12 protein-coding genes and 2 pseudogenes are annotated in these 12972 nt (G+C 69.4%); 9 read left to right on the top strand and 5 right to left on the bottom strand.

Translation table 11 applies throughout. The annotated features are described in order from the left end of the window. Positions 1-160 precede the first annotated feature (160 nt). Both ACZ60T_RS03365 and ACZ60T_RS03360 read right to left on the bottom strand, forming a co-directional pair. The gene (locus ACZ60T_RS03365) at positions 161-1288 is read right to left on the bottom strand and encodes a sensor histidine kinase (RefSeq protein WP_469664005.1); all 1128 of its coding nucleotides are present in this window, start codon (positions 1286-1288) and stop codon (positions 161-163) included. Further along, entirely contained in the window at positions 1275-1940 is a 666-nt protein-coding gene (locus tag ACZ60T_RS03360) for a response regulator transcription factor (RefSeq protein ID WP_469664003.1), read from the bottom strand. The genes ACZ60T_RS03365 and ACZ60T_RS03360 overlap by 14 nt, the downstream gene beginning before the upstream one ends. Before the next feature lie 273 nt (positions 1941-2213). On the opposite strand from ACZ60T_RS03360, the pseudogene ACZ60T_RS03355 reads away from it, so the two are divergent. After that, positions 2214-2358 (top strand): annotated as a pseudogene (locus ACZ60T_RS03355) (aldo/keto reductase); the annotation flags it as partial. A 150-nt stretch (positions 2359-2508) separates the two neighbouring features. Here ACZ60T_RS03355 and ACZ60T_RS03350 read toward each other — a convergent pair. Next, on the bottom strand, positions 2509-3705 hold the full coding sequence (locus ACZ60T_RS03350; protein WP_469664001.1) for a L,D-transpeptidase: 1197 nt from the start codon (positions 3703-3705) through the stop codon (positions 2509-2511). Positions 3706-3963: 258 nt separating this feature from the next. On the opposite strand from ACZ60T_RS03350, the gene ACZ60T_RS03345 reads away from it, so the two are divergent. The 5 genes from ACZ60T_RS03345 to ACZ60T_RS03325 all read left to right on the top strand — a co-directional run bounded on the left by ACZ60T_RS03345 (position 3964) and on the right by ACZ60T_RS03325 (position 9685). Further along, the gene (locus ACZ60T_RS03345; RefSeq protein ID WP_469663999.1) at positions 3964-5145 is read left to right on the top strand and encodes a lipid II:glycine glycyltransferase FemX; all 1182 of its coding nucleotides are present in this window, start codon (positions 3964-3966) and stop codon (positions 5143-5145) included. After that, positions 5070-6911: a murein biosynthesis integral membrane protein MurJ gene (gene murJ, locus ACZ60T_RS03340; protein WP_469663997.1), complete on the top strand. Its 1842-nt coding sequence runs from the start codon at positions 5070-5072 to the stop codon at positions 6909-6911. Before ACZ60T_RS03345 ends, murJ begins: the two co-directional genes overlap by 76 nt. 79 nt (positions 6912-6990) lie before the next feature. Further along, the gene (locus tag ACZ60T_RS03335; protein WP_469663995.1) at positions 6991-7671 is read left to right on the top strand and encodes a response regulator; all 681 of its coding nucleotides are present in this window, start codon (positions 6991-6993) and stop codon (positions 7669-7671) included. Continuing rightward, positions 7668-9170, top strand: coding sequence for an ATP-binding protein (locus tag ACZ60T_RS03330; protein WP_469663993.1), 1503 nt, complete (start codon positions 7668-7670; stop codon positions 9168-9170). The genes ACZ60T_RS03335 and ACZ60T_RS03330 overlap by 4 nt, the downstream gene beginning before the upstream one ends. Further along, positions 9167-9685, top strand: coding sequence for a hypothetical protein (locus ACZ60T_RS03325; protein WP_469663991.1), 519 nt, complete (start codon positions 9167-9169; stop codon positions 9683-9685). Before ACZ60T_RS03330 ends, ACZ60T_RS03325 begins: the two co-directional genes overlap by 4 nt. Here ACZ60T_RS03325 and ACZ60T_RS03320 read toward each other — a convergent pair. Beyond that, positions 9681-9773 (bottom strand): annotated as a pseudogene (locus ACZ60T_RS03320) (flavodoxin family protein); the annotation flags it as partial. The gene ACZ60T_RS03325 and the pseudogene ACZ60T_RS03320 overlap by 5 nt on opposite strands. Before the next feature lie 309 nt (positions 9774-10082). Between ACZ60T_RS03320 and ACZ60T_RS03315 the strand changes: the two are divergent. The 3 genes from ACZ60T_RS03315 to ACZ60T_RS03305 are packed head-to-tail and all read left to right on the top strand — an operon-like array spanning position 10083 to position 12219. Continuing rightward, the gene (locus ACZ60T_RS03315) at positions 10083-10577 is read left to right on the top strand and encodes a hypothetical protein (RefSeq protein ID WP_469663989.1); all 495 of its coding nucleotides are present in this window, start codon (positions 10083-10085) and stop codon (positions 10575-10577) included. 59 nt (positions 10578-10636) lie between these two features. Further along, positions 10637-11212 carry a TetR/AcrR family transcriptional regulator gene (locus tag ACZ60T_RS03310; RefSeq protein ID WP_469663987.1) on the top strand — a complete coding sequence of 192 codons (576 nt, stop codon included), beginning with the start codon at positions 10637-10639 and terminating at the stop codon, positions 11210-11212. 41 nt (positions 11213-11253) lie between these two features. Further along, positions 11254-12219: an alpha/beta hydrolase gene (locus tag ACZ60T_RS03305; RefSeq protein ID WP_469663985.1), complete on the top strand. Its 966-nt coding sequence runs from the start codon at positions 11254-11256 to the stop codon at positions 12217-12219. Positions 12220-12272: 53 nt separating this feature from the next. On the opposite strand, the gene ACZ60T_RS03300 is transcribed toward ACZ60T_RS03305, so the two are convergent. Beyond that, positions 12273-12968: a CPBP family intramembrane glutamic endopeptidase gene (locus ACZ60T_RS03300; protein WP_469663983.1), complete on the bottom strand. Its 696-nt coding sequence runs from the start codon at positions 12966-12968 to the stop codon at positions 12273-12275. Between the last annotated feature and the right edge of the window lie 4 nt (positions 12969-12972).

Here is a 12972-nt window from a genome sequence, read left to right as displayed (position 1 = left end):
CAAGGAACCGGGGTGTTGCCGCCGCGTCTGCAGTTTTCGATACGCTGCCGATACGTTGTCGGCCCGTCCAGGCGCTGATTTGCGACGTCCGCCACGACCACGGCCTCTCCGCCGAGGTCGGACATGGCTTCCTGTCCGAGATCGCCGCTCGGACCGCGTATCACGACTGCGGGGACGTGTGCGCGGGCAGTTCCACCGTGATGCGCAGGCCGCCGGTGTCGCGTGGGGTGAGGGTGAGGGTGCCGTCGTGTGCGCGAGTGATGGTTGCGACGATGGCCAAGCCGAGGCCAACGCCCGTCTGATCGTCGTGGATGCGCTCGGTGCCCCTCTGGAATGGTTCGGTGAGTGTCGAGACCAGATGTGGAGCGAGTCTCTCGCCGGTGTTCTCGACCGTGAGCGTCACGGTGCCGGGGCGGGCGCTGGTAGTGACCCGCACCCTGCCCTGTTCAGGCAGATTGTGGACGATCGCGTTGTGCACGAGGTTCATGGTCAGTTGCAGCAGGAGCGCCGGCGATCCGCTCGTGGGGGTGATGTCGCCGCGGGTCTCCAGGGTGACGCCGTTCTTTTCTGCGAGGGGGAGCAGTGTTTCGGTGGCTTCTTCCGCCATGAGGGACAGGTCGACCTGCTCTCGGGCGAAGGATCGCTGGTCGGCTCGGCTGAGCAAGAGCAATGCTTCAGTGAGGTCGATCGCTCGGGTATTGACAGCTTGGAGGCGGTCGAAGACTTCGCCGGTGTCGTGTGATGGATCGGTGCGGGCCACGTCGAGAAGTGACTTCGAGATTGCCAGCGGGGTACGTAGTTCGTGCGAGGCGTTTGCCGCGAATCTCCGCTGCTCGGCGACATGTGCTTCAAGCCGTGCGAGCATCGAGTCGAAGGCGTCGGCGAGTTCGCGGAATTCGTCCTGGCGGCCCGGCATCTGGATACGGTGCGAGAGCGATCCCGTGGCGGCCGTGCGGGTTGCGTTGGTGATGCGAGCCAGGGGGGCGAGCATACGGCCGGCGAGGATCCACCCTCCCAAGAGACCGAACACGAGAAGAAACGCCATCACTGCGGCTGCTATGGGGGCGAAACCGCGCACAAAATCGGTGACCGGGTTCCTTTTCCATGCCCCCTGTGCATTGGTTCGCAACCACCCCTCTTGCAGGAGGAACACGCCCATGACGGCGAGCAGCAGGGCACCGGCGAGCATGAGGAATCCGGCGTAGCTGAGGGTGAGCTTGAGGCGGACACTCAATCCGGGCGCTCTGTCCGCGGCTCTCTCCCCCGCCTTCGGCCTACGGCTGTGCATCGATTCGATAGCCGACGCCGGAGACCGTGGCGATGATCCACGGCTCACCGAGACGCTTGCGCAGTGCTGAGACGGTGATGCGCACAGCATTGGTGAATGGATTGGCGTTCTCATCCCACGCGCGCTCCAGAAGCTCCTCGGCGCTGACGACACCACCCTCGGCGGCGATGAGGACCTCGAGTACGGCAAACTGCTTGCGCGTCAGCGCGACGTAGCGGCCGTCCCGGTAGACCTCGCGTCGGAACGGATCCAGCCGCAGGCCCGCGATCTCACGGACCGGAGGCCGGCTGTGTGCACGCCTGCGGTCGAGCGCCCGGATCCTGAGGACGAGTTCCTGCAGTTCAAACGGCTTTGTGAGGTAGTCGTCGGCGCCGAGTCCGAAGCCGGATGCCTTGTCGTCGAGGCGGTCGGCCGCGGTCAGCATGAGGATCGGCATGCCGCTGCCCGAGTCGACGATGCGTCTGGCGATCTCGTCACCAGAAGGGCCGGGGATATCGCGGTCGAGGACGGCGATGTCGTAGCTGTTGATGCTCAGCATTTCCAGGGCGATGTCGCCGTCGCCCGCGAGGTCGGCCGCGATCGCTTCCAGGCGCAGGCCATCGCGGATGGCTTCAGCCATATAGGGTTCGTCCTCGACGATCAACACACGCATACTCTCGATGCTACGAGCGGGCACCTATCGTCCGCGTATCAAAACCGCATACGCGCGTCGGCAACACCGCGCCACCTCTAACCTCCATCAGGCGTGCTGCAGTTGAGGGTGGGCAGGGCAGCGGCCCGAGTGTCGCCTCGGGCGGGCGCCGGGTTCCACTGCTCCGGGCTGGTGATACTGGCGTCGGGACGGAGAAATCTGCTGGTCAGCCAGGGTTCGGGACGTAGGCGCGGTACCCGTTGCCGGTGCGCCGCGCGGGCAACAGCCCCCTAACAGCTCTGTCTGGCCTGGCTGTTGGCGAAGTCGCCCACTGTGATTCCCCTTTCCGGGTGCGAGCCGCCCGGAGACGATCCGGGACTCGGGGCGGGCCGCGGACCTCACGCTGACAGAGGAGGAGAGGGCACGCCTCGACGAGGCGGTCGCAGGGGCCCGGTTGAACGGTGAGGTCCGGTCCTGCGGCTGCGGCTGCGGCTGCGGAGCAAGGTGGAGGGTGAAGACGCGGAGGGCCGCGCCGTCTCAGAGTGACCGGCGGCGCCCCACCGTTCGCCGAGCGGCGCGGATGTCCTGGTCACCGCAGGGCACTCATGGTGTGCCACTGGTCCCAGTCGACGTTCCAGTCGCCGAGGCCGTTGTTCACGGCTACTTCCCCCTTGGTCTCCGCGCCCAGGACCTCGAACGGGTCGCCTATGCGGGCCGTTTCGTAGAGCCATTTGGCGTCGGCGTCGCTCATGCCGATGCAGCCGTGGCTCCTGTTGGCCCTGCCGAAGTAGGCGGCGTTCCAGGGTGCGGCGTGTGCGTAGGTTCCCGACCAGGTCAGCCGCATCGAGTAGTCGACCGTCTCGTCGTAGGTGTCGCCGAGGCCCACGGTCTCGGAGTTCATCCGGATCGTGCCCTCCTTCGCCATCAGCACCTCCGTGCCGCGCCAGGAGCCCGTTTCGGGGCCGGGGGTGCCGCCGGAGACCGGAAAGGTCCGCACGGTCTTGCCGTCGCGTTTCATGATGAGCCGCTTGCTGTCGAGGTCGACCTTGACGACCTGCCGCGCGCCGATGGTGAAGTCGAGCTTGTAGTCGCGTACGAACCAGCCGCCGCTCTTGCCCGAGTCGGTGCCGTTCAGCCGGGCGTCCAGGCTCACCTTGGTGCCGGGCTGCCAGTACTCCTTGGGGCGCCAGTCCACCCGGTCCTTGCCGGACCAGTCCTTCATCCACCCCCACGAGCCTTCTGTGCTGTTCGAGGTGGTGACCTCGAGTTGCTTCTCCACCGCGGCTCTGTTCCGCACGGGGAAGTCGAAGACCAGGGAGATCGGCTGGGCCACGCCGACCGTGGTACCGCTGCCCGGCCGCCAGTCCACCTTGTTGACCTTGTCGGCGGCGGCGGTGGTGACGGACTCGTTCGCCTGACCTGCCGTGCCGTCCTCCGTGCGGGTCGCCGCCTTGACCGTGTATGTGGCGCCGGGCGCGGCGTTGCGGGACGAGGTCCAGGTCCGGCCGTCGTGCGACAGCGTGCCGGTGAGCCTGCCGCCCTGGGCGTCGGTGACGGTGACCGAGGTGAGGGTGCCGTCGTGCGTGGCGACCTCGACCGGCTTGCCGGCCTTCGCTCGCACACCGTGGGGCGTCACGGTGACCGTCGCCGCCCCGCTGTGTGCCTGTCCGCCGCCGGCTTTCGCGTCCGCCTTCGCCGACGTCGAGCCGTCGGCGGAGCAGGCGGAGAGCGTGGCGGTCAGCAGGACGGCGACCGCCGTGGCGGTGATGACGGCACGAACCCGCACGGGGCCCGTGCGTATCGGTCCGACACGTGTCTGGCTCAACGGATACCTCCGTGAAAGTCGGGAAGACGTGGGGACTCTAGGCCGCGAAAAGCACCGGACATCGGCGTGTCGCCCGTGTGACAGCAACTGCACAGGAACGGTCATGATCCGGTCACATTCGTCGCGCGGCACGGTCACGGACGCCTGTGAATCTTCCTCGCGTTCCGCGCTTCACGGCTCGGTTCCTCACCCGATGACAACGGCAACCGAGGAGGCGCGGTGTCAGCGTTGCTCGTGACGGCAAGATCTGGTCAGCAGGATGCGTGGCTGGGGCCCGTCTCCGAAGAGGCGTACCGCGCGTTCCTGGCGTCCCGCACCGGTTCCGCCCTGGCCCCCGGCTTTCTGCAGTGCCCGTCCTGGGCCGCGGTGAAGGACGGCTGGCAGGCCCAACTGCTCGGCTGGGGACCGCAGATCGGCTCCGGGGCGGGGAAGCTGAGCGGAGTGGCGCTGGTGCTGCTGCGCCAGTTCCCCGGAACTCGTAGGTACTTCGCCTACCTGCCCGAAGGCCCCGTCGCCGACTGGACCGACCCGGATCTCGACGGCTGGCTCAACCCACTGTTGCGCCATCTGCGCGCCGCGGGAGCGTTCGCCGTACGCATCGGTCCCGCGCCCGCCTACCGCAGGTGGGATGCCGCCGGACTCAAGGCGCAAACCGGCCCCGGGCGACGCCTGACCGACGTGCTCGCCCGTGAGGTCGACCCCTTGGGTGCCGCTGTGGCCGAGCGGCTGCGGTCCCGCGGCTGGGCGCGCTGCGGTGGCGACAGCGACGGGGACGCACAACCCCGCTACGTCTTCCGGGTGCCCCTGGCCGGGCGTACCTCCGACGACCTGTGGACCGGGCTCAACCAGGAGTGGCGGCGCAACATCCGCCGGGCGCGCAAGGCGGGCGTGGAAGTGAGCGTGGGAGGGGCCGCCGACCTTCCCGAGTTCTACCGGCTGCTGAGGATCACCGAGGAGCGCGACGGCTTCCGGCTCGGCCGCTCACTCGCGTACTACGAGCGCCAGTACGCGGCCCTCAACGCCGAGGAGCCGGGCCGGATGAGGCTCTATCTCGCCCAGTACCAGGGCGAGATCCTGGCCGCCCACACTTTGATCACGGTGGGTCGGCGGGTCTGGTACCAGACCGGGGCCTCCGCCGACCATCGGCGTGAGGTCCGCCCCTCCAACGCCCTGCAGTGGCAGATGATGCTCGACGCCCACGCCCGGGGCGCGGAGGTCTACGACATGCGCGGGGTACCGTCCACACTCGACCCCGAAGCCCGCTCGTTCGGGCTGTTGCGCTGGAAGCTCGGCACCGGCGGGCAGGTCGTCGAGACGCTGGGAGAATGGGAGACACCCTTGGACGGCACCGCCAACCACACGCTGTACCGCGCCTTCCAGATGTACCTGGCCCGCCGGTGAGCGCCTCCAGGCCTCCGGCCGTCCCAGGCATCCCGGGTACTCCCGCCCCTCACGGCACTCCGGATGCCTCCGGAGCCCCGGCAGCCCGACCTGCTGCCGCTGCCCCCACGAGCGCCGGCGCTTCCACGACGGAGCGACCGGCCCACCGGTCCGGCTCGGTACTGCGCAGCGGCGCGGCCATGGCAGCAGGGTCACTCGTCTCCCGCATCACCGGATTCATACGGTCCGCCGTGGTCGCCGCCGCGCTCGGCGTGGGGCTGACCGCCGACGGCTACGCGGTCGGCAACACCGTCCCCAACATCGTCTACACGCTGCTCCTGGGCGGTGCCCTCAACGCCGTCTTCGTGCCCGAGCTGGTCAAGGCCGCCAAGGAACACAAGGACGGCGGGGCCGCGTACACGGATCGGCTGCTCACCGTCTGCACGGCGGCCCTGCTGCTGATCACGGCCGGGGCGGTGTTCGCCGCGCCTGCGATCGTCGCGGCCTACACCGACTACACCGGCGCGCAGGCGACGATGACGGTCGCCTTCGCGCGCTACTGCCTGCCGCAGATCTTCTTCCTCGGTCTGTTCACCCTGCTCGGGCAGGTGCTGAACGCGCGGGGCCGGTTCGGCGCCATGATGTGGACCCCGGTCCTCAACAACGTGGTCGTCATCGCCGTCTTCGGTCTGTACCTGGCGACGGCGGGAACCGGGGGCACACTCACCCCCGGTGAGACCGCCCTGCTCGGCTGGGGTACCACGGCCGGGATCGTCGTCCAGGCGCTGGCGCTGCTGCCGTCCCTGCGCGCGGCGCGCTTCAGCTGGCGGCCCAGGTTCGACTGGCGGGGCAGCGGACTGTCCCGGCCGCTGCGCTCCGCCGGCTGGCTGGTGCTGCTCGTGCTCACCAACCAGCTCGCGTACTGGGTGGTGACCTGGCTCGCGACGGTGGCGGGGCAGCATGCGGCGGCCCAGGGGATCGACGGTGGGGCCGGGTTCAGCGCCTACAGCAACGCGTATCTGCTGTGGGTCGTGCCGCACGGGATCGTGACCGTCTCACTGGTCACCGCGCTGATGCCGCGGATGAGCAGGGCGGCGGCCGACGGCGACGCCACGGGCGTACGACGGGACGTCTCGTATGCCCTGCGCAGCAGCACCGCGGTCATCGTGCCCGCCGCGTGCGCGCTCCTCGCACTCGCCGGGCCGATCATGGCGATCGCCTTTCAGTACGGCAGAACCAGCACGAACGACATCGCTGTCATGGCGGGGGCGCTCGCCGCCTTCGCGCCGGGACTGATCGCCTTCTCCGGGCAGTACGTCCTCTCGCGGGCGTTCTACGCGCTCTCCGACACCCGCACGCCGTTTCTGCTGAACCTCGTGATCGCCGGACTCAACGCGGGCCTGTCCGCGGCCGCCTGTCTGCTACTGCCCGCCCGCTGGGCGGTCAGCGGCATGGCCGGGGCGTACTCGGTGGCGCTCTTCGCGGGCTGGGCGGTCACCGCGTACGTACTGGACCGCAGGCTCTCGGTGACGACGGGCTCCGGGCGCGTGTTGCGGCGCTCCCCGTACGCGTCCGCGCTGGGCCGGCTGCTGCTGGCCGCGGTTCCGGCCGCCGCGCTCGGCCACCTCGCAGCCGCCCGCGCGGCCCCTCTCGGTCCGCTCGGGGCGGTGACGGCGGGCGCGGCCGTCATCCTGGCGACCTTCGCACTGCTGGCGCGTCCCCTGCGCCTGACCGAACTGGAGGCCGCCCTCAGGGCGGTGCCCCGCACCATCCGCCGCCGGACCTGACGAGGCGGCACCGCGACCGCCCTCCTTACCCCAACTGACCAGCAGTTCCCCCCATTTGGCGAAGTGGAATACTCGGCACATGCCACGCGTCCTGCTCATAGAAGACGACGCCTCCGTCCGCGAAGGCATCGAAATCGGCCTGCGCCGCCGCGGGCACGAGGTGCGCTCCGCTCCCACCGGGGAAACCGGGCTGGCGGCCATCGCCGAATTCCGGCCCGATCTGCTGCTCCTCGACCTCATGCTGCCCGGCATGAACGGTGTCCAGGTCTGCCGTCAGGTGCGCGAGGCAAGCCAACTGCCGGTCATCATGCTCACGGCCCGCGGCGACGACTTCGACGTCGTGGTGGGGCTGGAGGCCGGGGCCGACGACTACATCGTCAAACCCGCTCGCACGGAGGTGATCGAGGCCCGCATCCGGGCCGTGCTGCGCCGCATCGACGAGCCAGGCGGGCGACCCGCCGTGGAGTTCCACGGCGACCTCGCTATCGACCGTGTGGGGCTGAGCATCACCAAGGCCGGGGAGCGCGTGGTGCTCGCCCCTTCCGAACTCAGGCTCCTGCTGTATCTGACCGCCGCGCCGGAGCAGGTCTTCAGCCGGCAGCAACTGCTCGAGCAGGTCTGGGAGCACAGCTTCCACGGCGACGCCCGCCTGGTCGACGCCTGCGTACGGCGGCTGCGCCACAAGATCGAGGACGTGCCCGGCAACCCCCGCTACGTCCAGACCCTGCGGGGCTTCGGCTACCGCTTCGGACCGCTGTGAGCCGTTGGAAAGCCCGCATCGGGCTGCGCACTCGACTGGTGCTCGCCTTTCTGCTGGTCGCCGCCGTCAGCGCCGGGACCACCGCGTCCCTTGCCTACCGCAAGGCGCGCAACACGATCCTCGAACAGGCCCAGGACACGGCCGTCTCCTCCTTCCGCGACCGGGTCCAGGAACTGTCCACGCCGCTGCCTGTCGAGCCCCTGTCCCTTCGCGAGCAACTGCTTCAACTCGCCCGGCAGAGCAAGCCGCACCCCTGGGTGGTGTTCGCCGAATACGGATCGATCCGGGTCTCCTCCGGCACCCAGCCCGTTTCGACCGTGATCACCCCCGAACTGCGCTGTGCCGCGCTCGCCAGCCCCCGCGGCATCTTCCAGCGGGTCGACAAGGACGGCGACCCGTGGCTGACCATCGCCGTTCCGACCGTTTTCCATGACGGGAAGGCCGGCCGGCCCACCGGGCTGGTGCTGTACGCCGTGATGCGGCTGGCCGACGAGGAGGCCAACATCAGGGCCATGGTCACCGCGGCCCGCGACGGGGCCGTCCCGGGGCTCGCGATATCACTCGTCCCCGCCCTGCTGGCGGCGCGCAGCGTGCTGCGCCCTGTCCGCGACCTGCGGAAGGCAGCGCGGAGCATGGGCAGCGGTCGCCTCGACACCCGCATCCAGGCCAAGGGCCGCGACGAACTCGCCGACCTGGCCCGGACCTTCAACGAGTCCGCGGTCGAACTGGAGCACACTGTCGGCGAACTCCGGGAGGCCGAGGCGCGCGCCCGCCGCTTCGCCTCCGATGTCTCCCACGAACTGCGCACCCCGCTCACCGGGATGCTCGCTGTCACGGAAGTCCTGGACGAGGACGCCACCCAGCTCGCCCCCGACACCGCCGCCGCCGTCCGGCTGATCAGCGCCGAGACGGACAGACTGGCCGTACTCGTCGAGGACTTGATGGAGATCTCCCGCTTCGACGCTCGGGCCGCCGAGCTGAACCCCGACGAGGTCGACGTCGCACAGACCATCCGCAAGACCCTGACAAGCCGTCACTGGACCGATCCCGCGCAGGTCGTCACCGACCTGCCCGACGGCATCCGGGCCCGGCTCGACCCCCGGCGCTTCGACATCGTCATCGCCAACCTCGTCGGCAACGCACTGCGGCACGGCAGCGCGCCCGTCGTGGTACGGCTGCGCACCGAGACGTACGGTGACGGCGCGCCCGGCACGACCCGGGCGACCGTGGCGACCAGCGTGAACGGTGCGGCCCGGCTTGTCACCGAGGTCGCGGACAGCGGCCCCGGCATCCCCGAGGACGTGCTGCCGCACATCTTCGAGCGCTTCTACAAGGCGGACGCGGCCCGCACCCGTTCGGCGGGCAGCGGTCTCGGTCTCGCCATCACCCTGGAGAACGTGCGCTTGCACGGAGGCACGGTCCGGGCCGCGAACGGGGCGCAGGGCGGCGCCGTCTTCACGGTGGAGATACCCCTGGTGGCAGGGGAGAGGACCGTATGAAGCGTCCGAGCACCGCCGTGGGCCGAGCCGTCGCCGCATGCCTCACCGCCGTGGCCCTGCTGACCGGCTGCGGAGTGCAGCAGACCGACGTCATTGAGGCCGGCGGGCCTGCCACCGTCGGTGTCTTCCCCGACCCCGAGAATCGAATGCTTCTCTTCTTCCTCTCGCCTCAGGGCCACCTGACACCGGTGACCCGACGGGTCGGAACGGCCCCTCCTCCAGCGGGCGCCGGGCCGGTGGACCCCGGGAAGGTCGTCGCCGCGCTGTTCGCCGGCCCACGGGCGAACGAGCGCGAGGCCGGGCTCCACACGGAACTGCCGCCGCAGTTGACGGGAGCCGTGTGGACAAAGGCGACCCCCGGCAAGCTGACCCTCCATCTCCCGCTCGCGGTACGGACCTTCAAGGCGGCCGCGGTGCGTCAGGTGGTGTGCACGATCGCGTTCACGGACGGCGACGGCGGTGCGGAAGTGACCGTCATCGGCCCCGACGGCACACTCCCGCCGACCCACTGCTAGTGAAGGTGGTGTTGCGGTTGGTGAAGTCGTTCTGCGGGCCGCCCGAGCCCGGATCGAGGTACGAGGGGCCGGGGCCCGCCTCGCCGATGGCTCTCCGGGGCGTCCGGCATGGGGGCCACGGGAGCCGAGAGGGACACCGGGGGTGGCGTACGGCGTCCTGACGAGGGCGGCTGAGGACCATAGTGCCGATCAGGCGATGGGGCTGGTAGTTGGTGACTTCCTCCAACTCGCTTGGATCAGGCGGATATTCGATGCGGTTCGGCTACGAGTCCGGGTTGGATGAGGGTATGGACAACCATCAGGTCTGCACTGACACGGGCACGGGCAACGGCTTCGTGGCCACGCACATGGCCTGTTCCGAGTCAGGCCCGGTGTGGGACGGGAGGTGGGTCGGTCCGTGAATCGATTCGGTGGCCCTGGTGGGGGCCTGGACCTGCCCAACGGCGGTACTGAGGTGTTCGTCGAAGTCATGATGCTCGCGGTCAGCGCGCTTGCTCGGGAACCGTGGGAGTACCGGTTCGCCGCGCTGATGGCCGCGCAGGACCAGAACATGGTCGGGCGGGGATGCGTGGGTTTCGACCTGGACGAGGTCGCCTGGGGGAGTACGGACGAGGAGCGGGCCGCCGTCCGGGACTTCGTCCTGCGTGCGGTCGACCTCGCGGCGCGGGAGTACCGGTGGGACGAGCTGGGGTATGAACCGCCTTACGCCAAAGGCTACTTGAGCCGATTCCGGGCCATGGTGGAGGAGTTCGGCCCAGCCCGCGACGGAAGTGCCTCCGCGCGTGCGGCCGTACTCCCCGGGCATGACGACGACGTGCTGGCGATGTGCGTCCGACACCGCGTGCTCGCTCTTGCGGAATGGGGCGGCTGCTGCGTGTTCTGCACACGCTGAGTGCCGCCGGGGCCGGGGCTGGTTTTACACTCTTAGAGGTGAGTGTTAAATTTGTAGACATGCCGAAGGTCCCCGCCTCCCAGGTCGTGCTCGACGCCGCCTACCGCTGCTTCTGCCGTAGCGGATACCGCCGCACCACGGTCTCCGACATCGTCGAAGAGGCCCAGATGTCGCGCCCGACCGTCTACAAGTACATCGGGAGCAAGGAAGAGGCGATAGTCGAGGTCGTCCAGTCCCGGCTGGATCAGGCCGGTGCGGCGGCGCGCGCGGCGGCCGAGGGTGCGGGCACGCCCGAGGAGAAGGTCCTCGCCGTGCTCATGGCGAAGCTGGAGGTCGCCATCGAGCTGTGGCACGACAGCCCGGCGCATGCCCGGGAACTGCTGTCGGCCGCAACCGCCCAGGCCCCCGGCCTGGTCACCGACTACACCGAGCGCCTCGCCGAACTCCTGGCAGCGGCCCTGGCCGACGTCGCCCCCGCCGACACCGCGCAGCAGGCCGCCGCCGTCCTGCTCACCTTCACCCGCGGTCTGGAGGAGGACCTGCGCGACGTCGACGGGGTACGCCGCGAACTCCGCGCCGGCGCCCAGATGATCACCCGCGGGGCGCTCGCCCGCCCCATCCCCTCCCGGGCCTGACACCGGCACCGGCAGGCCAGCCACACACGAAAGACACCACCATGACCAGCACCGCCCCCACCTACTACCGCGATCAGCAGGCATGGCGCGACCTCCAGCAGTTCCTGCCCTCCCGGCTGCGTCTGACCGACGCCACCGCGCCCGAGGAGGAGTTCTGGAACTGGCGCGGCCACCGCGTTCACCTGGATCGCTACCGCAACCCGGAGGCGAAGGCCAAGGTGGTCCTGCACCACGGGGTGGGTACCAACGGCCGCCAGATGTCTCTGGTGTTGGGCGCACCGCTGGCGAAGCGAGGCTTCGAGACCGTCGCGCTGGACAACCTCGGCTACGGCCTCACCAAGGTCCGGCCCGGCGCCACCCCGTCCTACGACGACTGGGTCGACCTGGTCGTGGACTTCCTCGCCTACGAACAGTCCCGTGACGACCGTCCGATCGTGCTCTACGGCCTGAGCGCGGGCGGCATGCTCACGTACCACGTCGCCGCCAAGGCACCCCGTAACACCCTCGCCGGTATCGTCGGCATGACCTTCCTCGACCAGCGCGATCAGCGCGTACGCGACGAGACCGCTCACGACAAGCTGACCTCCCGGGTGGGAGTCCCCTTCTTCCACCTGCTGGCCAGGACTCCCGGGGCCCACCTGAAGTACCCCATGACCCTGGCCTCCAAGATGTCGGCCCTCGCCAACGACCCGGCCGCGCTCAAGGTGATGCTGAACGACCGTACCTCGGCGGGCAATTGGGCCAGCGTCCGCTTCCTGGACCGCTACGGCAGCTACGCCCCGGCCGTCGAACCGGAGAACTTCGACGCCTGCCCCGTCCTGCTCACCCAGCCCGCCGAGGACCGCTGGACCCCGCTCCACCTGAGTCGGCCCTTCCTGTCCCGCATCACCGAAGTCCCCGTAGACATCGTCATGCTCGAAGGCGCGGGCCACTACCCGCTCGAAGAGCCTGGCCTCCAGCAGATGCAGGACGCCATCGCGGACTTCGTCACCCAGCACACCACCTGACCGTCGGCGCACAACGGCGACACTCGCTGGAGCGACCGTGCCACCCGAAGACGTCAGTGAACGAGAAGGGGTACCACCACGATCGCGATGAGGTCCACGCAGAAGTGCGTCACGATCGGTGCCACAAGGCTCTGTCGCCACATGTAGACAAGAGCGAAGACCATGCCCGTCGCGCCGACCGTCAGTACCCCCACGACCCCTTGGTAGCCGTGGCCGATGGAGAAGAGCGCAGAGGACAGCAGCATGGCCCAAGTGCGGCTGTGGAGAACCCTCGTGAGGCGCGAGATCAGATACCCGCGGAAGATCGTCTCTTCGGCGATCGCGACCACGGTGACGAGTAGGACGGCGAGCAGCAGGTCGGCGACATGCGGTGCGGGCAGCAGGCCTGTGGCGGGTGTCCGCGGTCCGGGCAGGCCCGCCGCTCGCAGTACGGCGTTCAGCACCTGCATGCCGACAAGCACCGGTACCGTAAGAACGATCCCCACCATGGTCTCCCGCCCGACGCTGCCGCGGACCCAGCCGACGGTGGTGACAGGCTGTCGGCCGCGGGAGAGCAGAAGCAGGATCAGGGCGATCAGACCCACATCGCGCAGGATCGTCGAGGCGGCGATCAACGGGAACGGCAGGGGGCTCTGGCCGACCGTGAGGAACGACAACGCCATCGACGGCACGATCAGCAGGAGGAAGACCCCCGTCTCGGCCAGCTCCTGGCGGCGGGTGAGGCCCCCGGTGGACGACCCATCCTGCATGCGG

Source organism: Streptomyces sp. NPDC104371 (assembly GCF_055583785.1).
This window is presented reverse-complemented; position numbering and strand designations above follow the sequence as displayed.